This is a genomic window from Dyadobacter sp. HNCC25DJ184, assembly GCF_056895215.1.
The window spans coordinates 124,367-149,420 of record NZ_JBXHAQ010000012.1; the positions used below are offsets into that span (position 1 = coordinate 124,367).

A 25,054-nucleotide genomic window follows, 5' to 3' on the forward strand; every position below is an offset into this window, starting at 1 on the left:
CATTTAATTGCACTAATCAATACTTTCCTCTGCCAATCGAGGATCGTAAGTGTTACATTTAAAATCGTGTGCCAGAAAAAAAATCAAAACTCGATTACGTGATCAATTCATCGGGAAAATAAATTTGCCAGTCGTCAATCCTTTAGTTCAATCCACGCCGGAGCATGGTCGCTCGTCTTCTCCCACCCTCTTACCTCCTTGTCTACGCCGCCTGATTTGAGTCTGTCCAGGATCTGTGGACTCAGTAAAAAATGATCAAGTCGAAGCCCGGCATTTCTGCCATATGCATTTCGCATATAGTCCCAGAAAGTGTAGATCCGCTCATTTGGATACAGATGCCGTAGCGCATCCGTCCACCCCTGATCTACGAGTTGTTTAAACGCTTTTCTGGATTCGGGAAAAAACAACGCATTATCAACCCAGCTTTCAGGCTTGTAAACGTCGAGTTCCGTTGGAATTACATTATAATCTCCTGCCAATATGATCGGGATATCTTCCGACAGCAAATATTTTGCATGTTTTTTCAAGCGCTTAAACCAGTCAAGTTTATAGTCAAACTTAGGACCCGGAGCGGGATTGCCATTCGGTAAATAGAGACAGCAGATGAGTACCTGGCCAATTATAGCTTCGATATATCGACTTTGATCATCGTCATCGTCGCCCGGAAGAAAGTTGCGAACCTCTTGGATAGGCATTCCTTTCGCCAGAATTGCCACGCCATTCCACATTTTTTGACCGTGCCAAATTGCATTATATCCCAGTTCAAGCAGCGCTTTCTCCGGAAATTTATCTGTTGGCGCCTTAAGCTCCTGAAGACAAACTATGTCGGGTTGCTGCTCAGTTAGCCACCTGGTGAGAACCGGCAACCGTCCATTAATTCCATTGATATTGAAGGTAGCTATTTTCATTTTTGATGGAGCTTTTACATGCTCGGTTCAGATCATAAATGGTGTGGTCAACACGGTACTTGCAAATAAACTTCTCAAAAAAAATCAGAAAATCAGCTTCTAACAGGTGCAATTCTCCGCTTTCACTTAATGTGATTTGCCATAACCGTGCCAGATGGCCGTATCCACTCCGCTTAAGTATTTCGCATTGAAGACACTTTCAAAGCATAATATTCGATGTTAATCATCTGTTTCCTTGCGGATCTTCTCTTCCGCGAGTTTCCTCTCCTCCTCGTCCGCTTGAGGTTCTTCCTGCTCCAAAGCAGCCCGACGCTCATATTGAAGGGATATCATAATCGGGAAATGGTCTGAAGAAAAGTTTTCCATTCTAGAGAGCGCGACCAATTTAAAGTCAGTTGAACAAAAAACATGGTCAAGAGGAAAACGAAGAAAAGGAATTCTGGCGTGAAAAGTATTATAAAATCCTCTTCCAATCCTTGGATCCAGCAGGCCGCTTATTTTGGTAAAAAGATCGGTAGTGTATGACCACGCCACATCGTTAAGATCTCCGATAACAATACTTGGCCTTTTGCTTTCTTCCACCTCCTTGGCGACTAGCAAAAGCTCTTTATCCCTTTCCGTCGAATGGTCGTTCTCTCCCGGAACAGGCGGGGTTGGGTGTACGCAATATAGCTCCACCATATTTCCAGACGGTAATTTGACCAACGTCTTGATCGATGGAATTTCTTTATCTACCAGAAAACGTTTTTGTGGAGCAACCAACTCAAGTTTGGAAAAAAGCAGCATACCATACGTATTTTCCAACGGAATCAGAACAGAATAGGGATACCGTCCTTTTAGCGTCGATACACCCTCGAGCCAAAAATTGTCCGTCTCTAAAAGTAAGATGATATCAGGGTCGCAACGTTCAAGCATTTTCATGCAACCGCTGGTATTCTTGTTATCCTGGAACACATTGGACGATACTATTTTTATGCGATTGGAAGGATCGTCATGATCGGTTTTGAATATTACCTTTTTCGCAAAAATCGTAAACGGATATATCTGATAAAAAAGGTAGGCCGAATTGGCAATGCATGCCGCCAGAAATATGATCTCAAACGATTCCGAAATACTGAACAGAGAGGTGTAAACGATGATTACAACCAGATTAAGAAACAGCTTTTGAAGTCTTGGATATTCAAAAACACGAAAGAACCAGTAATCATTTCTTATAAGAGGGATCAGGGACATTAGGATAAGGAAAACACCGCTAACTTCCAGACACGTTTTAAACATTGGCATCAAATTTCGACCGGTTTTATGTTGAGTAATGTTAGTAACAATAGTGATTCCGTAGCTGCGTCGTTGACCCGGCGCGGAAGATCTTATTTCGATCCAATATAGTATTTATCTGGGAAAGCATGTACAATAATCCGTGTCTATAATAGTCAGGATAGATCAAGAGGCTGACAATCAAAGGAAGATCAAACGCAAAACCTGGAAAGTAGTGAAGTTCAGATCGCCTCCTCGCCTTGAAGGATTCACCGGTAATATTATTTGTAACGTAAATCCCCCCTTTCTTTCTGCAAAGCTGTTATTTTTGGCAAACAACTTCAAATCTCGGGTCCTGAAAATTGAATCAACACAATATTTTGGGAATAAATCAGGTAACACAAGCTCGTGCAACAATATCAACATATGCTAAATTCGTTCGGGCATCGGGGTATTGTACAAAGCTTCACCGCAGACTCAACATTATGAATAAAGAACTAGTAGTAGAGATAGCAGGTTGGCTTGGAGTAGTTTTTTACGTGACAGCTTATTTCTCATTGAGTATTAATATGCTCAAATCAAATGGATATTTATTCCATATTTTGAATATCCTCGGAGCAATCGGCCTGATCACAGACGCCTACTTTCATATGGACACGCCAAATCTTGTGGTGAATGTGGTATGGTTGGTCATTGGCCTCGTCGCCATCTCAAGGCGCTTTGTGATTTCACTCAGGCAAAAGAGCGGGAGTACTGATTAGCCCAAGCATTTTAACAGCCTGCTCTTTATACTGCTTCAATTTTTTTTCATGGTCCTTTTTATCACTCACCAGGCTCAGGTAAAAGTAGGCTCCGTCTACGATCACAAAGATATTATCCGCGATCTCCTCCGAATCATTGACCTCCAGGAATCCGTCCAGTCTGCATTGTTCAATATATTCACTAAGACTTTTACGAAGTGCTTCCAGCAGCTTTTTGTACATATCTGCTATCTTGGGCTCTCTGAAAGCAAGCGAATAACAGCTGTAAAACAGCCCGTCATCGAAAAGGGTATTCCACTTTTTTGAGAAAATATTATCTATTATTTCCAGCAAGGCATCCTTCGAGTTCAGCGTTTTCTTTTGCCCAACCTTAAATATCAGCAGGTATTTATCAAGTATATAGTCGATCAGCCCGTAGGTAAGGTCTTCGCGCGTCTGGAAATAGTGTATGATCAGGCTCGGATTGATATCCATCTTCTTCGCAATCTTTGCAATTGAAGTGTTTTCCAGGCCTTCCTTCTTAGCAAGTTTATAAAATTCCTCAATAATTTCTTTTTGCCGGGCTTCTTTTAAGCTCTTCCTTCCCATACAAAGATTAAATGATCTGACTGCGAGCAATATAGCCGTTTTTCACGGAAAAGCCATAAAATTTATTAATTATATTTTGAATGAATGTTCAATTAATATATGTTTACAATTCCGTAACAATCACTTAACGTTCAGGCCTTTAAAATCAATGAAATTTGCTACTTCATTCTTTAAAGGCTATGATATGTATCCTTAACCCCATTTTCTATGTTAAAAGAACTACAAAAAAAAGCCGGACAGAGGCTGTTCAGGCATCTGCTTATCTGCTGCTTGTCGCTGACTGTCGCCAGTTATGTGAATGCGCAGGGTGTAACAATTCGTGGCCAAGTCACAGACGCCTCAAACAAAGAGTCGTTGCCGGGAGTAAGTATTCTCATCAAAGGGACGCAACGTGGCGCAAACACGGATGCTCAGGGCAATTTTGAGCTTGCCGATGTTTCGCCAAATGCTGTTTTGAGCTTTTCATTTATCGGCTACAAAAGAGCAGACGTACCGCTCAACGGCAAAACTGATTTGAGTGTGGCACTGGAAGAGGATGTAAACAACCTGGAAGAAACCGTGGTTGTCGGTTTTGGGACCCAAAAGAAGATCAATATCGCAGGGGCGGTTGATCAGATCGAAGGCAAGCAGCTGGAGGCACGCCCTATCGCAAACGTCATGCAAGGGTTGCAGGGCGTTAGTCCGGGGTTAAACATTACTTATGGCTCAGGTGCGCCAGGTACCGTACCTGATATCAACATCAGGGGATATACCTCTATCAATGGCGGTGCTCCTCTTATTGTGATAGACGGAATTCCGGCCTCAGATGGTTATGATATGCTTCGCCTGAACCCGGCAGATATTACTTCGTTTACAGTTCTTCGCGATGCAGCATCAGCTGCCATTTACGGAGCCAGAGCAGCCTTTGGCGTGATACTCATCACGACCAAACAAGGCGGGGCCGGACGTCAGTCGATCAGCTATAATACCTATTTCTCGTGGGGCAGGCCAACCGTACTTGCCAAGCCTGTAACGGACCCTTATATATTTTCGCGCGTTCTGGAAACTTCAACAGACAATACCCCATGGGATTATGTCAATTATTCTGACGAATACTATGCCTGGGCGAAGCAACGTTCCGACAACCCGTCCTTGCCCGATACCCGACTAGATCCGTCAGATCCGACCAAATGGGCTTACATGGGAAACAGCGACTGGTATGATTACTTTTTTAACAAGGCGGCCTTTTCCCAAAAACACAGCCTGTCATTTACAGGAGGTGCCAAAGTCAATGAGATGCCGATTGGATATTATGTTTCAGCGGATTATACCAATGAAAATGGTTTGAATAAAATAGCCTCGGACTACTGGGACCGATATGGTTTAAAAGCGCGTTTGAATTTTTCACCATTGAAATGGCTGAAAATAGACAACAACCTGTCTATATATCAAACCAGAAAGGAAAAACCACGGGTTGACGTGACGGACGTATACTATTTGAAACCGACCGATGTAGCTACTAATCCGGATGGAACCTGGGCGAACACCTCCGCGGGAAGGCTTGCAGCACAACTTGTTGACGGTGGAAACAACCAGGAAAATATGTTCGGGTTACAAAATATCGCCAGCGCAGTGGGGACCTTTTTTAATGGAGACCTTCAAGTGAATGCGGATGTAAGTTTCAAAAAAGAAATGTGGAACTACTACGAGAACACGCGCAAATACAAAATCGGTTACGGACCTGACGATGTTCGCGAAGAAGGTGGAACCGGCAATGTGGCAGAGAAAAAAGGAGATATCAAAAACAATGTGATCAACCTTTATGCCAACTATAGAAAAGACTTTGGCATGCATGCAATCAGTGTTTTGGGTGGCTACAACGAGGAGTCTTACGCATATAGTACCGTTAGAGCGAGTCGTGACGTACTGATTTCCTCATCCTTACCCTATATTGGTCTTACCACTGGTACAGCGTTGATAGTGCCTACTTACAGCGCCTACGCAACCAGAAGTTATTTCGGCCGGGTGAACTATACCTACAATGACCGCTATATATTCGAAGTCAATGGTCGCAGGGATGGTTCATCACGTTTTCCAAAAGAACGTCGCTGGGGCTTTTTTCCTTCGGTATCAGCAGCATGGATTGCCAGTTCGGAAAAATTCATGGACTTCCTCAAGCCTACCGTTTCAACACTTAAATTCAGGACCTCTTATGGTGCCCTTGGAAATCAGAATGTTTCCAACTTCGCTTACCTCCAGACACTCCCGACGGGACTTTCCAGTTATTTGATCAATGGTGCTCAGAGCATGATTATCACCAGCTCGCCGCCACTTTCGATCGACCCGAATTCATATACGTGGGAAAGGGTTGCTACGAACAACTTTGGTTTGGATCTTGGAATATTCAAAAACAAAATTCTTTTGAATTACGATTATTTCATTCGTAATACGACCGGCATGCTTACCGGCGGACAGGAATTGCCCGGGGTTTTGGGAGCCGATGTTCCTTCGCAAAATTCTGCGGATTTGAAAACGAAAGGTTGGGAAATGTCATTGACTTACCACGACTCGTATAATCTGGCATCCAAGCCGCTGACGTTCGATGCCAAAGTAGTGCTGTCGGATTCGCGTGCAAAGATCACCAAATTCAAAAATGACCAGGAGCTTCTTTCCACAACAAGTAAGACCTATTACAGAGAAGGTCAGGAACTTGGCGAAATATGGGGCCTTGAAAGCGACGGCTTCTTTAAAGATGAGCAAGAGATTGAGAAGCTTGATGAAACTGCTATTGTGCCTTGGGGAGCACTGGATATTATTCCCGGTTGGCCTAAATATAAGGACCTCAATGGCGATGGAAAGATTGAGAAGGGGTTATCAGCAAAAGATCCGAAAGACCTGAAAATTATCGGAAATAGCACCCAACGTTACAAAATCGGTCTAAACCTGAGCGCTGACTGGAACGGATTTGATGCGTCAGTATTTTTACAAGGTGTATTGAAAGGAGACTATTATCCGCATCATTATTTATTCTGGGGGCCATACCAACAACCATATGCCAATGTATACCCCTGGAACCTCGACTTCTACCGCGCCACCGCCGACTCAGATCAGGACCGCGAGAAGCATTCTGCCTCATATATCGCTGCTGGCCTCGCTGACGCGAACCTGAACCCGCAATATCCGGTGATGCAATCCTGGCTGGCCGACGCCAACTATGGTTCGGGGCTGGATATCCCGCAAACAAAATACCTGTTGAGCGGTGCTTACCTACGGGTGAAGAACGCTACCATCGGATATACGCTGCCCTCTTCATTGATGAGAAGAGCAAAGATTCAGCGGTTCAGGGTTTATGTGACGGGTGAAAACCTGTTCGAATTTTCTAAGATCAAGAAGTTCATAGACCCCGAAGCTGTCAACGCTGGTGCGGCGGCATGGACTTACCCTTTCCAGCGAAAAATGGCTGTGGGCCTAAATATCGAATTTTGATTTAGAATCATCTTACTTGACTTATCATGAAAAAATATTCACTAATCATCGCGCTCGGCTTTCTGATCGGCTTGTCGTCGTGCGAAGAACTTGACCGTTACCCGCAAACTGAAATTTCACCGGAAGTTTTTTTCAATACCGAAGAAGACCTATCGCTGTACGTCAACGGGTTAATGTCAATGCCCGACCGGAATTCGTACCTGAACGATCAAAATACAGATAATGCGGCCACGACGGGCGCAGTTGAAATGAAAACGATCATGACCGGCACTCCAACCGCCGAGAATATCACGTCCGGATGGAGCTGGGGAAGACTGAGAAACATCAATTACTTTTTGGATAACTATCAAAAGGCTGCAGTTTCTAACGAAGTGAAAAATCATTATGCCGGATTGGCCAAATACTATCGCGCCGAGTTTTATATCTCAATGATCAAGCGGTATTCCGATGTCCCATGGTATTCGAAAACACTGAATCCTGGAGATGAGGATTTGTATAAGGCACAGGATAGCCGCGCTGTTGTAGTCGACAGCCTTATGGCGGATCTGGAATTTGCCTCGACCAACGTTCGGGAAAGTGTACCGACAGGAACTCCCGGAAAATGGGCCGCTAAAATGCGTTATGCCAGGATCGCTTTATATGAAGGGACATACCGTAAATATCACCCGGAACTTAATCTGCAAAGCACTGCCAATTCTTTTATTGAGAAAGCAGGTAAAATAGCCAGCGAAATAATGGCCTCAGGCAAGTTTTCTCTTTACTCAACCGGGAAACCCGAGCAGGATTATTCAGTTCTTTTCAATAGCCCGGATTTGCTGACAAACTCCGAAGTGATACTTGTCAACGCATTTGACAGAACCAAAAACAGGGACCAAAACGTCAATACAGTTGTTTTTGGTGAATATGAGCAATCTCCATCTCGCGATTTGATCCAGACCTACCTGATGAAAGACGGGTCACGTTTTACGGACGTGGCAGGGTACGAAAAATTGGGATTTGTAAAAGAATTTGAAAATCGAGACCCCCGTCTTTCGCAAACATTGGTTTATCCAGGCTGGATCAGACAGCCTGAGTCAGCGCCCTATATCCAAAGGCTTAACAAGAACTTTACCGGCTACCACCAGTTGAAAGGATATGTGAACAGTACCGATGCCACTGTTATTGGTGCAGTAGATTTTCCGGTTTATCGTTATGCGGAAGCACTATTGATTTATGCAGAAGCATTAGCTGAATTAGGTACTCTCACGCAGGCAGATTTGGATCAGTCTGTCAATTTACTCAGGAAGAGAGCCGGTATGCCGGATTTGATAATGGCTGCCGCCAATGCCAGCCCAGACCCTGTAATGACCTCTAAATATCCCGACGTTTCAGGAACAAATAAGGGCGTGATTCTGGAAATCAGAAGAGAGCGCCGTGTGGAGCTTTCGTTTGAAAATTCACGCTTCGACGACCTGATGAGGTGGCATGCCGGAAAGCTTTTGACCAATATCCCAGAAGGAATGTACTTCTCTGGCCTCGGCAAATTTGATCTGACGGGAGACGGGGTTGTGGATATTATCTTAATCGACAAAAGTGCTTCGATTCCCGCAGAGGCACAAAAAGAGAAAAATAGCCTCGGCGTGACGCTGATATACTATAAGGCTGGTGCAATTGGAGAGGATGTTACAGTATATTTGAAAAACGGCACAAATGGAGGAGCTACTGTCACTGAAACGGCGACACGTACCTTCCAGGAGCCGAAATATTATTATCGTCCGGTTCCTCAACAGCAAATTTTGTTAAACCCCGCCCTCAAACAAATATTCGGCTGGTAGTTTTCCCGATAATTATTATAACTCATGAATAGAAGAAAGTGGATTAAAACCACGGGTTTAATGACTGGTGTCGCTACGGCGGCACCAGTTTTAGGCAAGCAAGAAATGTTGGCCGGAAAAAAACCTGTTTTAACCGTCGCCCATATCACCGACGTTCACATCCGGGAAGGAGATAATGCCCCCGAAAGATTTAAGAAATGCCTGAATGAGGTTAAAAAGCATAACATTGACTTTTTCTTGAACGGTGGCGATTCGATCCACGCAGCTGATTACGATCATGTAACTCGTGAGCAAATGCTAAGCCAATGGAGCATTTGGGACGATTGCGTGAAGGATATCAGAAATCAGTTTGAGATTCATAGTTGCATCGGCAACCATGACAATTGGTGGGCTGCTCCTGACAAATCTGATGAGATGTACGGGAAGGATTATGTTGTTAAAAGACTCGGTATTCCAAACCGCTTTTATAGCTTTTCCAAAAAGGGCTGGCATTTTATAATTCTGGACGGAAACAATAAAAATGTTTCACTCGATGATGAGCAGTTCAACTGGCTTTCCCAGGATCTGGAAAAGCTTGCCGCTAACACGCCCGTAGTTATTATGTCGCACTACCCCATTCTTGGAGCTACCCCGATATTGGTTGGAGGAGGTCACTCAGATTTCAAGAAACTAAAATCCCTGTTCTATAAACACAAAGACAAAGTCAGGATCTGCCTGAGCGGCCATCAGCATCTGCTGGACCATACCGACTATAATGGGGTGCAATACTGCTGCAACGGCGCAATGAGTGGCTTCTGGTGGGGAAAGGGCGATGCCGAATCTGCCGCTCCTTTCTATTATCAGGAAACTCCTCCGGGATATGCCATTTTACAATTGTATAGCGACGGCACTGTATTGAATACCTATCATCCACACCAGTATTAAAATTAATTAACATAACCGAAAAGGAATAATCTTTGCGGTTTGATTCAATTTATATCTATGAAAAAATACCTTATCCTCATTGCGCTTGTCATCGGCCTGAATTCAGTATATGGCCAGGTTCGCCAGAAGAAAACCTTGTTTGTGATCGTAGATGGTATTTCAAGCGACGTAATCGAGAAAATACAGAAGCCCAATCTGGATGCCATCATAAAGGCAGGGGGATATACTCGTGCCCATGTTGGTGGAAACAAGGGAACATATTCTCAAACGCCTACCATTTCGGCGGTCGGATATAACAGTCTGCTAACCGGAACCTGGGTCAACAAACATAATGTTTGGGATAATGATATTGCAGATCCAAACTACAACTACTGGACAATCTTCCGGTTTTTCGAAGAACAATACCCGCAAAAAAGGAGCGCTATATTCTCAACCTGGCTGGACAATCGCACTAAGCTCGTTGGAGAGGGTTTGGCTCAAACCAATAAAATCCGGATCGATTATCCATTTGATGGATTCGAACTGGACACAATCCATTTTCCGCATGACAAGCAGAGCCTTTATATTCACCAAATCGATGAAAAAGTAGTAGAAGAAGCCGCCGCCCAAATTCGTACGAATGCACCCGACCTTTCATGGGTCTATCTGGAGTATACGGATGATATGGGACACAAATATGGAGACAGCGAGCAATTCCACAAGGCAATTCAAATGATGGACGTTCAGATGGGCAAACTTTATCAGGCTATCCAGCTCCGTGAAAAAAACTTCAACGAAGACTGGCTGATGGTGGTAACGACTGATCATGGCCGCGATGCAAAAACCGGTAAAGGCCATGGCGGACAGTCCGACCGGGAGCGCAGTACCTGGATTGTGACCAATGCGAAGAATTTGAACGAAAATTTTAAAGGTAATGCAGCCTCAGGCCTGACACCAGGTGTAGTCGATATCATGCCAACCATTGCAAGGCATATGGATATCAACCTGCCCAAAGAGCAGTCGTTTGAAATTGACGGAGTTTCGCTGACCGGTAAAATCTCGGCAATACACCCTTTGGTGACCAAGCAGGATAAAAAACTGATTGTTTCGTGGAAAGCGGTTGAGAAAACAGGAAAAGCAAAGATATGGGTCTCGACCACCAATAATTTTAAAAAAGGAGAGCGTGACCTTTACATATTAATGAATGAGGTGGCCATAGCGGATGAGAAAGCCGAGGTGGACATTTCAAAAATTCCTTCCAAATATTTCAAGATCGTTATCGAGACCGAGCACAACAATCTGAATTATTGGGTTGTGGAATAGCCGAACTGAGAGATGTCTAAATTCGGTATTAGTTGCCTTACCTTCAAGTACATCTAATACCGAATTTTAATAGCAAACAACGATATGATATGCCTGAATAATCAAGGTCTCAACGTTGCACAAGCCATTTTTCAACAGCCCGCGAGAAGTCAGCAACATCGATAGGATGCCTGCTGGTTATCAGGTTGCCATCCGTTACTACCGGTTCATCGGATACGCTGCCTCCAGCGTTTTTCAAATCAACCTGAATATTCCAATAGCCCGTCAGTTTTTTCCCTTTCAGAATATCGGCTGATACAATTACTTCCGGTGCATGAGAGATCAACAGTTATGACACCGGCATATTGACAACAACAGTCTGGGACGCCAGCTGATTTAAGACTTCCAGGTCACCTAATGGTGCCAGGCCCCGGCAGGGTGCAGAAGCTCCAAAACGCCTCCTACCGCGCTGCATTTAGGGTATATACCGCAGGATTATTGTAGTGTTCGTCGTTTTTTTGTTTCAATAATTGTGTGCTTGCGACCTCGTGTTTGTTTTGTTCAAAGCCCTTTTTTGCCTTCGAGCCAGTAGCCCTGAGAAAGTATATTGCCAACCTTTTTTCCCTTCAAAACTTTTCTGAAAGTTTGAACCGATTTCACATTCCCGGTTAAAATGAAGTTGGCGTCCTGCCAATCAGTATTCTTAAAAACTGGTAATTCCCGTATCCAATTTTCATGATTAAAGGAATCGTTTTTTGGAAATATAGCGTAGTGCTCCAGTCCTAATAATCGGGGCGCATCGCTGTTTTTTTCATGTAACTCAAAATAAAATTGAAACTGGTGATTGTTTTGTCTCAGGCTCGGGAGAATTGAACAGGCGAAGCCCAAAGATGTCTCGTCTCCGAAAAAGATTTGTTTTGATACACCCGGATCGTACATTTTTTTTCCTCTCGCCGGAGAGATATACAATTCTTCATCTATTCCTAAGCCGTCAATAAATTGACTTCCGACGCCAGCTCCGTGAATATGAAAAATTATATCAAAGATGCCGTTCTTATCGTCGTGATAAGCAATGGTATAGTTTCTGAATTCCGTTTCACTAACACGAATTACGTTAGCGTATCCGATCTGAACATTCATTTTTGATACGTTCCCCTGAAAACGTATTTTCTTTATCTGCGGACTGATGTAAGTGGTTTGCAGAACCTTGACGTTGGAGCTAAGTGCGCCTTCCAGCAAGCCCCCGATCCACCTTGGTAAACTAGAGATCATTGCGTTGTTATTTATTTCAATGCAAAGCAACAACTTCCACCCCCGGGCGGCAATGAGTAAACTGTGTAAGTATTGGACTAATCGTGGTTTTTATTCCGGAAGGTGATCGCGGTCATCCCTGCAACTTTATTGAAAAGGCGCGAAAAATAGGGGTAATCATCGAAGCCAAGTTCGCTCGCAATTTCTTTTACCGACTTGTCGGAATGATACAGCAGGCGCTTTGCTTCCAATACAATCCTTTGCTGTATATGATATGAAACGGGTTGCCCGGTAGCATTCTTTAAGCATTCATTTAAATATGGCGTGGAGATGTTTAAAATTTTTGCATAATCGCCTGGTCGTTTCAGTGATGTGAAGTTATGATCCAGTGTAGTTTTAAATCTTTTCGAAATGGTTTCAAAACGCGTAAGCCGCTCAATAGGCTTCACCTGTTCCAAATATTTTGATAGTATCAGTGCTACCAGAGCATTGCAATTGTCTTTTAGTAAACTGTGATATAGTTTATCTGGTTCTCGTTCAAATAGCTTTAGACAGAGTGTCGCTGCATCCGAAATTAAAGATAAATCCTCTGAATCTAACAGCAATGGTTCTGCCGGAACAATGTCATCCAACAGGTTAAGGTATTCAGGATGTATATTTTCATTGGTAATGAGTAAACCGAAAATGGTAGTATGGGTTGTTGTTAAAAAGCGGTGCACCTGATTGGGGTGAATGTAGACAATAGTCGCCTTTTTTAGGCTGTATTTTTTAAAATCAACCTCAAAAGCAGTTACCCCTTTTTCCTGTATGATAAAGAAATGAAAATCGTGTCGGTGTGCGCGGCTTGCTTCTTCCATTGGCATCGTCTTAAATGACATCCTGCCGACTGCAATACCAATATTATGACCCGGTGGCAAGGAATGTACTGGAATAGATTTTGTTTTTCTGGTCATTTTTAGTAGCCATGGGTTACGGCAAATATAGTAAACCTGACCGTGTTTCGAATGATGGCAGACGTCTGATCTAGTATCTGAAACTAATTTGGGAGCATGTGTTCCTCCTGCCTTACTCCTCTTAGAAAAATTCCATTCGCTGTTACTCGACAAAGTACTGAAGGGAGAATCAATCATTTGTATGCCCCTACCGACGTCATAAACCCAAGAAAAGGCTACTGAAAAATTCGAGTGATACTTCAATGGTTTAAAATTCTATTCTAATCGTTTTTTAACTATTGTAATCGTTATCAATATCTGGAAACTTTTATTTAAATATTCCAACTATTTATTCAATTTTTGGTCTCTGTAGTTATCACGAGGCAATATTCTTTCATTCATGACTGCTCCATTTTACTTTACAGGGCACATCACACCGTCAGCGGTCATTTCGAAAACCAACACAAAATCAAAACAGACTAAACGATCTACCAAATAAAATTAATCATGACCCAAAAAAAATATAAACAAATAACTATACTTTTTACTCTATTTATAACAATTACAATTCTAGGATTGACACTTTGGGACTACTTCCACGGTGGAGTTCCTGGACATAACCTTTTGAAACGAAAAGATCTTCCGAAAATATCAAATTGGTGGGGACTCTTATTATTACCAATAGTAACCTATTTTGCATTTAAAAGAATTGAAAAAAGGATTGACTTCAACTCAAATTTGACAAATCAAATTTTCTTCAAGAAACATATTGTGCCATTCCTAATTGCTTTAGGATATGGTATTCTTATAATTGCATTCTCTTCATCGGGAAATTCAAAAGTATCATATTCAATGTTTTTAATACTATTTATCGTTGCATTATTTGTTCCAATATACAAAGCAGAATACTTTTTAGGGTTTGTCATCGGACTTTCTTACACTTTTGGGGGAGCGTTACCTGTTATTATTGGACTTGTTTTAATTACTATATTTTATCTTATTTTCAACTATATAAGAGCAATGTTCATATTTATTGGAACGAAGGTCAAATTCAAAAAAATCAATATTTAAAATAGAATTATATGATTTTTAGAGAAGCAACCGCAGACGACATTGAGAGCTATATGACTGTGAGAATGGCTGTTAAGGAAAATATTCTAAATAATCCAGCATTAGTAACAAGAGAAGATAATGTGAAGTATTTAACAAAAGATGGCAAAGGATGGGTGTGTGAAATTGACAACAGGATTGTTGGCTTTTCTGTGATCGCACTTACACAACGCAATGTTTGGGCTCTTTTTGTACATCCAGAATTTGAAGGCAATGGTATCGGCAGAAAACTTCACGATATTATGATTGATTGGTATTTTAGTCAAACTAATGACACTATTTGGTTAGGCACAGAGCAAGGAACAAAAGCTGAAACTTTTTACAAGAACAGAGGCTGGACGGTTGCAGGTATGCACGGAGCAGACGAAACAAAATTTGAAATGACACTTGAAAATTGGAAAAGAACAACGATGAGACGTTAACAGGGCTTCTCTGATAAGCACAGAACGGATAAAATCAAAGATGACTTTTCGATTTATCCTTAGATAAGGCCTGGGTTAATATTCCCTGATTTTACTCAATCCGTCAAGCTACAAACCCATGAGAGGCTATTATGCGTACCCACTTAAAGACAATGGGATATATGACAAATAACCTACTATGACGATAAGTGTCATGGCAGTTTCTATGATTGAATACTCTTCTCAATGAGCGTCCGTAAACGCTGTTCATGCTGGTCACCCCATTGTCCGATTGCTCCGATAACTGGTAATAGTGACTTTCCAAAATCGGTCAGATAATATTCGACTTTTGGTGGAACAACCGGGTAAATCACCTTTCCAATCAGTTCATGGCTTTCCAGTTCCTTTAACTGTACATTCAATACACGCCGGGATGCCCCCGGGATTTTTCTTTGAAGCTCGCTTGGACGTTGAAAACCTTGGGTGATAAACCACAAAAGTCGCATTTTCCATTTGCCATAAAGCACTTCAGCAAACAGGTCCAGCCCGCAGTTCAGGTCGGGCAATGTTTTTCTTTCGTACATAATGCAAATATAGCTATATGTATCTGGCAGTTCAATAGGGATAAATTTATCCCTATATGAATCGTAAATCCGTACTTGTCAGCAGCAGCCATAGTGCCGAAATTTGTCCTAAACAAATCAGCATAGTCATGGACTTTAATTTTGAAAACGAACTGGCGGGTAAAATCGCGCTGGTAACCGGAGGAACCAAGGGAGCAGGAAACGCCATCGCTGGTCGGCTTCTGAAAGCCGGGGCAAAGGTGATCATTACAGCTAGAAATAAGCCAGAGGATGAAAGCAGCGCCATTTATTTTATCGCGGCAGATCTAAGCAAACCACAAGGAACCCAAAAAGTGGTCGACGAAGTAATTGACAAATTTGGGCGCCTGGATATCCTTGTTAATAATATGGGTGGCGCGGAAACGCCAGGAGGCCGTTTTGCAGTGCTTTCGGACGACGATTGGGAGTTATCCTTTCAGACTAACTTGCTGGCGCCGGTGCGACTGAATCGCGGCTTTTTGCCCAGCATGATCGAGCATGGTACTGGGGTTATTATCCACATCGCGTCTACCCAGGCAAGATTGCCGTTATATGACTCGACCCTCCCCTACGCCGCGGCAAAAGCGGCTCTTCTCAATTACAGCAAAAGCTTATCCAATGAAGTTGCTCCGAAAGGCGTTCGAGTGCTGACAGTATCACCGGGCTGGATTCTGACCACTGCATCCAACAGGATGATGGAGCGTATCGCCCAGAGCACGGGCGGAACTATCGAAGAGGCCGCAAACAGCGTAATGAACGCACTGGGCGGCATTCCGTTTGGCAGACCTGCCTGGCCTCAGGAAGTCGCCGAACTTGTTGGTTTCCTGGTTTCGCCCAGGGCAGCTTACCTGACCGGCACCGAATACGTAATTGACGGCGGCACAATACCCACGATATAGACAGGCATGTGCCAAACGGTTATCCAAACAAAAATCACCTTTCAATCTATACAAACCTTAAATTGTTATGAAATTTCCTGACAACATTGAACCTCTTATCAAGGCACAGAATGACTTGGAGAGCACAACTTTCGCGGAACTCTTTACAGAAAACGCCACCGTTTCCGATGAAGGATCGTCCTATTCCGGGCGGGCCGAAATTGAGCAGTGGGTTCAGCAGACGGCTGAAAAGTATAACACGCAAGTAAAACCAATTGATTTTACTCAGACCGGTTCAAAGGGTAAGCTTACTGTGGAAGTAACCGGCACGTTTCCCGGGAGTCCCGCTGTAATGCAGTATCACCTTGAACTGAATGATAAATTGATCAGCTCATTGAAAATCACCGGATAAAAGTTTAGTGCATAAATCTGCAGGAATTGCAGCGATCCCGACTTACCCCAAACTCGTGCTAATCAGGGCTACATACTCGTGGACCGAAGAGCATTGTGATGTTGATTTTTCAAAAACTCACCCGGCTCTTGCATATCTCCTTACTAAAAATGAGATTCCCTACTAGCTTGGTTATAACGATCCCACCTATTTCCGCGGGCTATTTATGGCCAAAACGGGGGAATCTCCATCGAGTTTTCATTCAATTTTTTGGCTGACAACCGCATAGAATTCATTTGCGACCATCTATGCCCTCCAAAATCTCTGACAGTTCGAGTTTATGAACATCTGAGTATACCAGATGTGTTTAGCAACAAAATATCCTCATCTGTGACAACCGGGTGGTCGCAAATTTCTTTATTAGTTATTCCAGAGAGTACTTCTGAGTATGAGATCGATTGAAAGCGAATCTAAAATGCACATGCGATCTCTGGCTTTCGGGCAACGGTTTACTACTGACATACTGTTGTCATTCCGACTACATACTTTTGGAAAATCACAATCAAAATATTTAATACTATGAAATTTGCATCAATCAGAATTATTACCGCAGACATTAAACCGCTATTAGCATTCTATGAAAAAATTACTGGGTTGTCGGCAGTTCAGTATACGGAAGATTTCGCGGAATTTCACACGCCATTTTTTAAACTAGCCATTGGCAGCACGCGCACCCTGGAACTTTTTGGAGGAGCTCATCTTGCAACACCTGCATCTAATCGGTCTGTAATACTGGAGTTTGAGGTAAATAACGTTGACGCAGAATATGATAATCTTCAGGAATTCCTGGGTGATAACGTTGTTCAAAAACCAACAACAATGCCTTGGGGAAACCGCTCGATGTTGTTCCATGATCCCGATAAAAACCTTTTAAATTTCTTTACCCCATTGACGCCAGGAGCAAAGGAATGAGCCAATTAGTGCCGATGAAGAAATTTATACCCACTCTCAAACCAAAAATAATTGACTGTGGGTATCAGTATCCCGCTTTGGTAGTGGTAAGTTGATATCATTTATCGGATATTCCTTCTTATCCTGCTAAGAGAGGATTGAGTGATTCCCAAATAAGAAGCCAGATAGGAAAGCGGAATGCGGTTAGCCAGACTGGGAAATTTTTCAAGGAAGGAAAGGTAGCGCTGCTTCGCGTCTTCCGACATCATAGGACTAATTTTGTTCACTTTGTCGGCCAAACCCTTGGAGGTAATCTTGGCAATGATGTTGTCCCATTCGATGATCGTCATCGACAGCTCTTTCATCGCATTTTTAGACAAAACAAAATACGAGCAGTCGGTAATAGCCTGGATATATTCTGTTGACGGGATTTCCTGATTGTAGCTGTTTATATCTGCCAGAAAATGATTCTCTTCCATGAAATATTTCGTGATCTCATCGCCCTTATTGTTGTAATAACAAATTCTCATGATCCCTTCTGTCAGAAAAATAATCTCATGAGGTATTTTTCCCGCCTCCTGAAAATATTCGCCTTTTTTAATCTCCCTAAAAATCGCTTTGCTTTTAATGAGATCAATTTGAGTGGGGTTCAAATTACCGAATTGCAATAAATAATTGATAAGTGTTTCCATGGCGTCAGTTCCACTCGATTTTTTATTTAATTTGACTCATTACCATTTTGTCAAACTGTTTATCTGACAGAATTCTTCTGAAAAATAACATCAGTTTCGCACCGGAAGCGCCCACGTATCTCGTTTTCGGATTTTTTGCTTCAATTCCTTCTTTGATAAGTTTTGCTATGACGATCGGTTCTGCAGCGTCTTTTTCTATGCTAGCATACAACTTACTAACGCCTTTCGCCAGGGCACTGTAAAAGGTATTTCCTGAAACTGCCATCATATACGCAGCCCCAAGCCCCGTCATTTCCGATTTTGTGCCGCCCGGTTCAATCACAATGACGTCTATCCCGAAAGATTTCACTTCTTTACGCAGTGCATCGCTCAAGCCCTCAATGGCAAATTTACTGGCGTGATACCAGCCGCCCATCGGCAATGATACCTTCCCACCCACCGATGAAATATTCACGATTTTCCCGAAGTTATTTTTCCGCATAGACGGCAACACCAACTGAATCATCCGGGCCACACCGAAAACATTTACTTCGATCTGATATCTTGCATCAGCCATCGGCATATCTTCCAGCGCACCATAGAAGCCCGATCCCGCATTGTTGATCAAAATATCTAGGCGTCCGGCCTCTTTCAAAATTTGATCAACACAGGCGGCTAGACTCTCCTCGCTGCTGACATCCAAAGAAACCGGTTTTATTCCGAAAACCTTTAACTCCTGCATTTTTTCTACTCTGCGCGCTCCACCATACACCTTGTAGCCATTTTGTGCCAGATGTATCGCCGTTGCTTTTCCAATTCCGGCCGAGGCTCCTGTAACTAATACCGTCTTTTCCATTTTTCTATTTTTGATGTTTCGATAGCGTAAAGGTGCTATCAATCAAAATGGAATTATTTGTCATTTGGCAAAAAGGTGTGCAAATGTCCGAATCGGTATCGAACGGTTTGCGTTTCTGACAGGAAGAAGCGAGTCATCCTTTAAACGTGATTTTCAGAAGACTTTCGGAATGACACCCGGAAGCTGGCTAAAAAAGAAACGTTTAGATGAAGCTTATTTTCAAATCACTCAGCATCAGCAGCGTCCAAGCGATGTTTATCTTGAGGTTGGGTTTGAAGATATATCTCATTTTTCCTATGTTTAAAAAAAACAGTTTGGAAAAGCACCCTCTCAAATCTCTTTATAGCAGTATATCCTCTTTACGAGAATTGTGGGTACAGTTGAAGGTTCATGACTTTTTTCATATTGAACTTTGAAGGATGTTCATCAGCTCCAAAACTACATCTTTGTTACCATCCAAATTTCATTTTAACCACCGATTTAGACAGTGATAGCCGGTTGTAAACCCAACTATATTAATATCATCACACCCTTAGGCGGATGGTTGACCTAGCATCCTTCAAAATAGACTCGGAAGTAAGGTTTCGGCAAGTCTCTAAGTCTGCTTAAAATATCCCTCTGTTTTTTGTGCCTGCTGATCGAGTTTACTCTGGAACTCACTGTGCTTTCGGAAGCCCGTTTACCCCCCACTGCTCATTAGGGTTGGGACCCATTTCTAAAACGAGCGAACCGCCTTTTAAAAGATCAGAAGATTTGAACCAAAAGTTTTTCAGCGGTGCGCCATTCAGTGTTGCTTTTTGTACATATACGTTTTTCCGGGATGTATTTTTGGCCTCGATTGTAAACTTTTCGCCTCTTCCAAATTGCTTGCCCAGATTAATCACGGATTTTTTAAACAGCGGACTTCCAATTTCATAGATCGGATCAACCCGTGTACCGCCATCCGTCTGGAAAAGCCCGAGCGTGGCCATCACAAACCAGGCACTCATTTGCCCCTGATCTTCATCTCCGAGATAGGCATTGGAAACTTCATGTCCGTAATACCTGTCAACCACCGACCGGCTCCATTTCTGTGTCAGCCACGGCTTTTTTACCCAGTTGAAAAGAAACGAAAAATGCATCGACTGTTGATTTCCCTGCACAACTGGATAATCCCAATATTGATCATTGGGCCCATTGTAGCGCCATTTTACACTTTCCTGGAAACCCCAGCTGAGTCTATCTGAAAATACTTTTTCTCCAATAGTTTTAGCAAGGCCGGGCACATCCTGAGGCACAAAAAAAGTCAGCTGCCAGGCATTTCCTTCTACATAGTGATGATTTGCACCGGATTTGAACGGATCGAAGTCCGCCAGCCAATTGCCTTTTGCATCTTTCATGCGGGCAAAGCCTGTTTTCGGATCAATCACATTTTTCCACCAGGAGGCTCGTTCACTGAATGACTTATAATCTGCCGTTTTATTTAAAGCCTTTGCAAATTGTGCCACAGTATAGTCGTCAAAACTATATTCGAGCGAATTGGAGAACCTGCCTTCGTCATAGGGGACATATTGGTGCTTCAGATAAGTAACCAGGTCCTCATTACCGGCCCGCCCGCCTCCAATTGATTCGGCAGCGGTTGTTTGCATCTTATGAACAGCTTCATAGGCCTTTTCGACGTCATAGCCCCTGATGCCCATCTGATATGCGCCCACAATAAGCGGGACTTCGTGCTCGGCTACCATTACCGGAATGTATTCCATACCAGCCGGTCCTTTAGCCAGCCAGCCTCCACGGTCGTACATTGCAAGCTGAGATTTTACCCAACGGTTAGACCATTCGGGTGTCACAAGGTTCCAGAACTGGTTCAGGTTCCAGAAGGTGTTCCAAAAAGCGTCGCAGCCAAGTGCTACATCATCTTTGCTTCGAAATTTATTTACCACTTCATCAGCATCCCGCCAGCTTCCGTCCACATCGCTGAAGGTATTCCTGCTAGCCAATGAACGGTACATATTGGTGTAAAAGCGCTCCTTTTCGCGCTTGTCGTTGCTCGATATGTCCACTCTTCCAAGCAGTTCATTCCATACTTTTTCCTGGTTGGCTCTAACTTTGTCAAAATCCCAGTTGAACGGGTCAGAGATTTCAGATTTCAAATTGAGCGCGGCGTTTTCAATGCTTACATAGGAAATTCCCGATCTTACCTGCAATTGCCTGTTTACTTTTGTGTCAAATTCAAAATATAATCCGGCGTTTTTGGCACTATCTGCCGAAAGACTGGTTTGCAGTTTAATTTCATCATTTAACCAGATACCGTAGTTTTGGATAGGGTGATCAAATTCGATAACAAAATGTACTTTATACTGCTGATCAATTCCGCCGGACCAGACATTGCGGGAAAGCTGGTCACAATAACCTTCGATCCTTTGCGCACTGACCTTGTCGACTTTGACGCTCTTTAACTGGTAGCCATACTCGGTGGGAATCTGAAGGTCGACCATCACCCGGCCCACATCGCTGTTTTGGTAGGTATATTTTTGAAAGGATGAACGCGTAGTTGCGGTTAACTCCGCGATAATGTTGTTGTCCGTCAAATTCACTTTATAATAACCCAAAGGTGCTTCCTCCGAGCTCTTGTCAATCTTTGAACGGTAACCTTCATCGGGATTATTCTGATCACCCATTTTGATCTGCAATGACCCTGCAGTGGGGAAAATACCAAGGCCGGTCATGGTCCATTCATGAATGTGGCTGAATGTACCGATCGATTCAAAAGTAGGATCGTAGCCCGCCTGCCAACCACCATTCTGATTATCAGGACTTAATTTCACCATCCCAAAAGGCATCCACGGACCTGGTGCGATCATCCATCTGGAATGCCCTGCTCCGAGCATGGTATTGACATACCCGGCTGGCGTTTTAAGATTCTTTTTTGCGCGGTCTACTTTCCCCGAACTGATCAGCTGTTTATCTGCGAAAATTTCGAATTTGCCTGACATATGCTGACTCGCAGCAGGCATTGGGGCTTCAAAAATGTATCGACCTTGCTCTATTTTCTCGGTCAGAATCACGTTGCCATCCAGCTTGACCTCGAGTATCGGCTGCCCTTTGAGCTGGGTAACATCCACCAGCAGTGGCTGTATGAGTTTCCCGTCCACATTCAATTCGTAATCAGCCGCTTCGATATTTCGAAGTAAAACTTTGCCGGGAAGAGCCAGCGTAGCCTGCGCCGGGCCTTCCAGTTTCACCTGGTCAAATGCCAACCATCCTCCTTGCAGCGTCGTCATCACAATTTCATTAACCCCGGTTTTGATAAGTTCTGCGGGAATGTCAATCTTTACAAGTTGCTCCTTGGGCCTAGCAGTGAATCGACCCGGATCTTTAAAACCGGACCCTTTTGCCAGCTGGAACTCCCATGATTTACCATTGACCAAAACTTTAAAAAACGGTGCGGAAAGCGAGTCGGTTTCCAGGATATCAATCAAAAGCTGCCATTTAGCTGAATTTGGCTTTTGTTTAATATCAAACAAAATAGTAAGAAAATGAGACCTGATGCCAGAAGTGTTGCCTGTACCACCCCAGCCATTGACCGGCCCGGGCAACACATATGGCCAGTCTTTTTCACTATTGGCGAGCCCAATCAGGTAAAAATTATCCTCATAGCCAAAATCCTTTTCAAGAAAACGCTTGAACTGATTCGGCGCAAGTGCCATACCTGACGCTGAATTATCAGCCTCCCCGATCTTCCATATTGTTTTTTGCTGACCGTAGGATTTCTGTACAGTTAAAATAGGTAAAAGCAAAAAGCATAACGCCCTTGCAAAAAAATGGAGACCGTTTTGTAAAATCATTTTGGTTTCGGGATTATTTAATTCACAAGCACCTCATCCACAAACACCCACGCCTTTTTCCCCTTGCCCGCATGCCACTCCGGTAATTTGGCCAACGGCTTGGCTATTACCTTAATGCAACTCAACTCCACGGGTTCAAACGCGGCTTCATAAACAAGGTTTTGGGCACCGGCCATATCCTTCGCAGGCACCGCCTCAGTAATCACTTTCAGTAATTTAAGCGACTTTTCATTCGCACCACCCCAAACTTCTATTCTGGTAGGCGGAAAAATGGAGCTTCCTAAGTTCCGCAGCATGCTAAGAGTAACATTGCCAGCCTTTACAGGTTTTTTGAAAAACAGGTAGCTTTGGAAATCATTTTCGACGTAGCCGAGCCAATTCCCGCTAACCCGCTCTGTATCTCCAACTTTACCATCGGAAATCGAGGACGCGCCCTTAGCCTTGTATCTCTGATCCACCGGTGTGATCAATTGTACGCTGTCAATATGGTAACCTGCTTTAAAAAAATACTTATCGATCGCCCTACTGCCGTACCACCCTGTCTTGAAAGCTTTTGCTTTCAGATCTACGTTTTTGCTAATTGAAATAGGTTTGTCGTAAATCATCGATTTCGCGCTATCGGGTTCCGTACCATCAAGGGTATATCGAATGATGGTTCCGGCGATCTGATGTTTCAACGAGACCGCTTCATTTTTGGAAACGAGTTGATTTTCCGTTACAATGATCGGCGGGTTCAGCGCCAGGATCAGCGTATCACTACGGAAGCCGGTTTCAAATATGATTTTTTGTCCGTTTTTCAATGTCGCCAGCTCTGGCGCACTCAGCCCGGTGCTCCATACATATACCTTTTTTAAAGACGGAATAGCGTCCAGCGATTTCAGTTGGGGCAGCTTCACGGCAGTGCCACTTAACGAAAGCTCCCGAAGGTTTGTCAGTTTCTTCAAGTCCCCTAATGTCGCGCCAGAAATATCTGTAAAGTTCAAGATCAGTTTTCGAAGTTCTGGGAACCCGGCAAGAATTTTGATGTCTCCGTCCTTCAAGGGCATTTTACTCAAATCCATAGAAACGATCTGCTCTTTCAACGGCATTAACCCTTCAATATCTTCGCTTTTGAAATTGGCACGGTTATAGAAATTTACAAATAACGCCGGCGACCCTACTGACAAAGCTTTTATCAGACGGTAAGAAGTATTCAGCTTTTTGACCTCATCCGCATCCGCGGCACTGAAATCGTATTGCTCTTGTGTCCGGTCACCGCCCAATATATTTTGAGCATAAGTATACACCGGATTTTGTGGCGACAAAGAGCTCACGAGCTGGTCAAAACGAGACCCGCTTTTTACCCATGCGGCAAGCAGCACTACCTCTTCGTCAGTCAGCTGCACTTTTCCACGCGGCGGCATATGTTTTTTGTCATCCAATGGCAAATGTAACCTTCTGATCAGCAAGCCAAGATCGGCTTTGGTAGTGTCCCAGAGCACTCCACCTTTGCCGCCTTTACTAAGCAATATCTGCGTCTGTACCTGTAAACCTCCTTTGGCTTTTTCTTCATTGTGGCAAGAAAGGCATTTTTGTTCAAGCACTGGTTTCACGAGGTCGTTGAAAACCCTGGCTTCTTCAAAAGCAACCTTCGGGCTATCTTCAACTGATGGCCCCAGCGGAGAAATCAAAAAGTCGTCACCGTGCGTCAGGTTCCCGCCCAGGTGCCCTCCCACAAAAAGTAATACCAGAAACGAAGCTGCGACCAATTTGGAAGCCATCTTCCAGGGTTGCAGATATTTACGAGATCCATACCAAATAATACTAACCAGTGAAATAGCAGTTCCCAGCCATTTATGCCACAATAAAGTATCGGACTCATACCCGGCTTCTTTTGACAAGACAAATCCCGAAAAAGCGGCAAGAACTGCGGTAAACGTACCAATGAGCAATAAGCTTTCAGCAATCTCCACATTCCAGCGGGTTGAATCCGGCTTTTCGACTATCACCACCCACAAACCATAGAGCATTAACACAACCAGGGGAAAGTGCAAAACGAGGGGGTGCATCCTACCCACCGCCTGCATCCAGAAAGGGGGAGTAAAGCGATTTTCAAAAAGTAGAAGAAATACAAGTAAACCATTAAGGAAGAAGGCCAAATTGTAAATCAGCCCTCTCCAATCGGACAAATATCTGCGCACTGTATGAGA

Annotated in this window: 22 protein-coding genes; 11 read left to right on the forward strand and 11 right to left on the reverse strand. The window is 43.5% G+C overall.

What is annotated here, in order from left to right:
- Positions 1-134: 134 nt before the first annotated feature.
- Entirely contained in the window at positions 135-908 is a 774-nt protein-coding gene (gene xth, locus AC1XUD_RS18275; RefSeq protein ID WP_483362484.1) for an exodeoxyribonuclease III, read from the reverse strand.
- 219 nt (positions 909-1,127) lie between these two features.
- Positions 1,128-2,186 (reverse strand): endonuclease/exonuclease/phosphatase family protein, encoded by a 1,059-nt coding sequence (locus AC1XUD_RS18280; RefSeq protein WP_483362485.1) that lies wholly within the window; start codon positions 2,184-2,186, stop codon positions 1,128-1,130.
- A gap of 461 nt (positions 2,187-2,647) precedes the next feature.
- Here AC1XUD_RS18280 and AC1XUD_RS18285 point away from each other — a divergent pair, with 461 nt between their 5' ends.
- Positions 2,648-2,923 (forward strand): CBU_0592 family membrane protein, encoded by a 276-nt coding sequence (locus AC1XUD_RS18285; RefSeq protein ID WP_483362486.1) that lies wholly within the window; start codon positions 2,648-2,650, stop codon positions 2,921-2,923.
- Here the strand turns inward: AC1XUD_RS18285 and AC1XUD_RS18290 are convergent.
- The gene (locus AC1XUD_RS18290; protein ID WP_483362487.1) at positions 2,891-3,511 is read right to left on the reverse strand and encodes a TetR family transcriptional regulator; all 621 of its coding nucleotides are present in this window, start codon (positions 3,509-3,511) and stop codon (positions 2,891-2,893) included. The two genes, AC1XUD_RS18285 and AC1XUD_RS18290, sit on opposite strands and share 33 nt — an antisense overlap.
- A 207-nt stretch (positions 3,512-3,718) precedes the next feature.
- Here AC1XUD_RS18290 and AC1XUD_RS18295 point away from each other — a divergent pair, with 207 nt between their 5' ends.
- From AC1XUD_RS18295 to AC1XUD_RS18310, 4 genes are read left to right on the forward strand one after another with little or no spacing between them, the layout of a single operon-like run.
- The gene (locus tag AC1XUD_RS18295) at positions 3,719-6,976 is read left to right on the forward strand and encodes a SusC/RagA family TonB-linked outer membrane protein (RefSeq protein ID WP_483362488.1); all 3,258 of its coding nucleotides are present in this window, start codon (positions 3,719-3,721) and stop codon (positions 6,974-6,976) included.
- 26 nt (positions 6,977-7,002) lie between these two features.
- Complete coding sequence (locus tag AC1XUD_RS18300; protein WP_483362489.1) at positions 7,003-8,790, forward strand: RagB/SusD family nutrient uptake outer membrane protein; 1,788 nt, start codon at positions 7,003-7,005, stop codon at positions 8,788-8,790.
- A gap of 24 nt (positions 8,791-8,814) precedes the next feature.
- Positions 8,815-9,714, forward strand: a complete 900-nt coding sequence (locus AC1XUD_RS18305; protein WP_483362490.1) for a metallophosphoesterase family protein — start codon at positions 8,815-8,817, stop codon at positions 9,712-9,714.
- Between the two features lie 57 nt (positions 9,715-9,771).
- Positions 9,772-11,016 (forward strand): alkaline phosphatase family protein, encoded by a 1,245-nt coding sequence (locus tag AC1XUD_RS18310; RefSeq protein ID WP_483362491.1) that lies wholly within the window; start codon positions 9,772-9,774, stop codon positions 11,014-11,016.
- Between the two features lie 109 nt (positions 11,017-11,125).
- Here the strand turns inward: AC1XUD_RS18310 and AC1XUD_RS18315 are convergent, their stop codons facing one another.
- The 3 genes from AC1XUD_RS18315 to AC1XUD_RS18325 all read right to left on the reverse strand — a co-directional run bounded on the left by AC1XUD_RS18315 (position 11,126) and on the right by AC1XUD_RS18325 (position 13,199).
- The gene (locus AC1XUD_RS18315; RefSeq protein ID WP_483362492.1) at positions 11,126-11,341 is read right to left on the reverse strand and encodes a DJ-1/PfpI family protein; all 216 of its coding nucleotides are present in this window, start codon (positions 11,339-11,341) and stop codon (positions 11,126-11,128) included.
- Positions 11,342-11,556: 215 nt separating this feature from the next.
- The gene (locus AC1XUD_RS18320; protein ID WP_483362493.1) at positions 11,557-12,267 is read right to left on the reverse strand and encodes an FAD-binding oxidoreductase; all 711 of its coding nucleotides are present in this window, start codon (positions 12,265-12,267) and stop codon (positions 11,557-11,559) included.
- A gap of 77 nt (positions 12,268-12,344) precedes the next feature.
- Positions 12,345-13,199, reverse strand: coding sequence for an AraC family transcriptional regulator (locus AC1XUD_RS18325; RefSeq protein WP_483362494.1), 855 nt, complete (start codon positions 13,197-13,199; stop codon positions 12,345-12,347).
- Between the two features lie 486 nt (positions 13,200-13,685).
- On the opposite strand from AC1XUD_RS18325, the gene AC1XUD_RS18330 reads away from it, so the two are divergent.
- Positions 13,686-14,249 carry a hypothetical protein gene (locus AC1XUD_RS18330; RefSeq protein ID WP_483362495.1) on the forward strand — a complete coding sequence of 188 codons (564 nt, stop codon included), beginning with the start codon at positions 13,686-13,688 and terminating at the stop codon, positions 14,247-14,249.
- Between the two features lie 11 nt (positions 14,250-14,260).
- Positions 14,261-14,710: a GNAT family N-acetyltransferase gene (locus AC1XUD_RS18335; RefSeq protein WP_483362496.1), complete on the forward strand. Its 450-nt coding sequence runs from the start codon at positions 14,261-14,263 to the stop codon at positions 14,708-14,710.
- A gap of 203 nt (positions 14,711-14,913) precedes the next feature.
- Here AC1XUD_RS18335 and AC1XUD_RS18340 read toward each other — a convergent pair whose 3' ends face one another.
- On the reverse strand, positions 14,914-15,273 hold the full coding sequence (locus AC1XUD_RS18340; protein ID WP_483362497.1) for a winged helix-turn-helix transcriptional regulator: 360 nt from the start codon (positions 15,271-15,273) through the stop codon (positions 14,914-14,916).
- A 128-nt stretch (positions 15,274-15,401) separates the two neighbouring features.
- Between AC1XUD_RS18340 and AC1XUD_RS18345 the strand changes: the two genes are divergently transcribed.
- The 3 genes from AC1XUD_RS18345 to AC1XUD_RS18355 all read left to right on the forward strand — a co-directional run bounded on the left by AC1XUD_RS18345 (position 15,402) and on the right by AC1XUD_RS18355 (position 17,532).
- Positions 15,402-16,190 (forward strand): SDR family oxidoreductase, encoded by a 789-nt coding sequence (locus AC1XUD_RS18345; protein WP_483362567.1) that lies wholly within the window; start codon positions 15,402-15,404, stop codon positions 16,188-16,190.
- Positions 16,191-16,257: 67 nt separating this feature from the next.
- The gene (locus AC1XUD_RS18350) at positions 16,258-16,581 is read left to right on the forward strand and encodes a nuclear transport factor 2 family protein (RefSeq protein ID WP_483362498.1); all 324 of its coding nucleotides are present in this window, start codon (positions 16,258-16,260) and stop codon (positions 16,579-16,581) included.
- Positions 16,582-17,139: 558 nt separating this feature from the next.
- Complete coding sequence (locus AC1XUD_RS18355; RefSeq protein ID WP_483362499.1) at positions 17,140-17,532, forward strand: VOC family protein; 393 nt, start codon at positions 17,140-17,142, stop codon at positions 17,530-17,532.
- A 101-nt stretch (positions 17,533-17,633) separates the two neighbouring features.
- On the opposite strand, the gene AC1XUD_RS18360 is transcribed toward AC1XUD_RS18355, so the two are convergent.
- Positions 17,634-18,203, reverse strand: coding sequence for a Crp/Fnr family transcriptional regulator (locus AC1XUD_RS18360; RefSeq protein ID WP_483362500.1), 570 nt, complete (start codon positions 18,201-18,203; stop codon positions 17,634-17,636).
- A gap of 22 nt (positions 18,204-18,225) precedes the next feature.
- Complete coding sequence (locus AC1XUD_RS18365) at positions 18,226-19,038, reverse strand: oxidoreductase (protein ID WP_483362501.1); 813 nt, start codon at positions 19,036-19,038, stop codon at positions 18,226-18,228.
- A 64-nt stretch (positions 19,039-19,102) separates the two neighbouring features.
- Here AC1XUD_RS18365 and AC1XUD_RS18370 point away from each other — a divergent pair, with 64 nt between their 5' ends.
- Complete coding sequence (locus tag AC1XUD_RS18370) at positions 19,103-19,342, forward strand: helix-turn-helix domain-containing protein (protein ID WP_483362502.1); 240 nt, start codon at positions 19,103-19,105, stop codon at positions 19,340-19,342.
- Between the two features lie 352 nt (positions 19,343-19,694).
- On the opposite strand, the gene AC1XUD_RS18375 is transcribed toward AC1XUD_RS18370, so the two are convergent.
- Both AC1XUD_RS18375 and AC1XUD_RS18380 read right to left on the reverse strand, forming a co-directional pair.
- The gene (locus AC1XUD_RS18375; protein ID WP_483362503.1) at positions 19,695-22,865 is read right to left on the reverse strand and encodes a GH92 family glycosyl hydrolase; all 3,171 of its coding nucleotides are present in this window, start codon (positions 22,863-22,865) and stop codon (positions 19,695-19,697) included.
- Positions 22,866-22,882: 17 nt separating this feature from the next.
- Positions 22,883-25,045: a chitobiase/beta-hexosaminidase C-terminal domain-containing protein gene (locus AC1XUD_RS18380; RefSeq protein WP_483362504.1), complete on the reverse strand. Its 2,163-nt coding sequence runs from the start codon at positions 25,043-25,045 to the stop codon at positions 22,883-22,885.
- Between the last annotated feature and the right edge of the window lie 9 nt (positions 25,046-25,054).

What these genes read in the sequence shown, in the direction of transcription:
- AC1XUD_RS18360 (WP_483362500.1), bottom strand. Translation starts at nt 18,203, where the DNA reads ATGGAAACACTTATCAATTATTTATTGCAATTCGGTAATTTGAACCCC.
- AC1XUD_RS18285 (WP_483362486.1), top strand. Translation starts at nt 2,648, where the DNA reads ATGAATAAAGAACTAGTAGTAGAGATAGCAGGTTGGCTTGGAGTAGTT.
- AC1XUD_RS18300 (WP_483362489.1), top strand. Translation starts at nt 7,003, where the DNA reads ATGAAAAAATATTCACTAATCATCGCGCTCGGCTTTCTGATCGGCTTG.
- AC1XUD_RS18350 (WP_483362498.1), top strand. Translation starts at nt 16,258, where the DNA reads ATGAAATTTCCTGACAACATTGAACCTCTTATCAAGGCACAGAATGAC.
- AC1XUD_RS18345 (WP_483362567.1), top strand. Translation starts at nt 15,402, where the DNA reads ATGGACTTTAATTTTGAAAACGAACTGGCGGGTAAAATCGCGCTGGTA.
- AC1XUD_RS18295 (WP_483362488.1), top strand. Translation starts at nt 3,719, where the DNA reads ATGTTAAAAGAACTACAAAAAAAAGCCGGACAGAGGCTGTTCAGGCAT.
- AC1XUD_RS18310 (WP_483362491.1), top strand. Translation starts at nt 9,772, where the DNA reads ATGAAAAAATACCTTATCCTCATTGCGCTTGTCATCGGCCTGAATTCA.
- xth (WP_483362484.1), bottom strand. Translation starts at nt 908, where the DNA reads ATGAAAATAGCTACCTTCAATATCAATGGAATTAATGGACGGTTGCCG.
- AC1XUD_RS18325 (WP_483362494.1), bottom strand. Translation starts at nt 13,199, where the DNA reads ATGACCAGAAAAACAAAATCTATTCCAGTACATTCCTTGCCACCGGGT.
- AC1XUD_RS18290 (WP_483362487.1), bottom strand. Translation starts at nt 3,511, where the DNA reads ATGGGAAGGAAGAGCTTAAAAGAAGCCCGGCAAAAAGAAATTATTGAG.
- AC1XUD_RS18320 (WP_483362493.1), bottom strand. Translation starts at nt 12,267, where the DNA reads ATGATCTCTAGTTTACCAAGGTGGATCGGGGGCTTGCTGGAAGGCGCA.
- AC1XUD_RS18355 (WP_483362499.1), top strand. Translation starts at nt 17,140, where the DNA reads ATGAAATTTGCATCAATCAGAATTATTACCGCAGACATTAAACCGCTA.
- AC1XUD_RS18375 (WP_483362503.1), bottom strand. Translation starts at nt 22,865, where the DNA reads ATGATTTTACAAAACGGTCTCCATTTTTTTGCAAGGGCGTTATGCTTT.
- AC1XUD_RS18340 (WP_483362497.1), bottom strand. Translation starts at nt 15,273, where the DNA reads ATGTACGAAAGAAAAACATTGCCCGACCTGAACTGCGGGCTGGACCTG.
- AC1XUD_RS18365 (WP_483362501.1), bottom strand. Translation starts at nt 19,038, where the DNA reads ATGGAAAAGACGGTATTAGTTACAGGAGCCTCGGCCGGAATTGGAAAA.
- AC1XUD_RS18280 (WP_483362485.1), bottom strand. Translation starts at nt 2,186, where the DNA reads ATGTTTAAAACGTGTCTGGAAGTTAGCGGTGTTTTCCTTATCCTAATG.
- AC1XUD_RS18330 (WP_483362495.1), top strand. Translation starts at nt 13,686, where the DNA reads ATGACCCAAAAAAAATATAAACAAATAACTATACTTTTTACTCTATTT.
- AC1XUD_RS18335 (WP_483362496.1), top strand. Translation starts at nt 14,261, where the DNA reads ATGATTTTTAGAGAAGCAACCGCAGACGACATTGAGAGCTATATGACT.
- AC1XUD_RS18305 (WP_483362490.1), top strand. Translation starts at nt 8,815, where the DNA reads ATGAATAGAAGAAAGTGGATTAAAACCACGGGTTTAATGACTGGTGTC.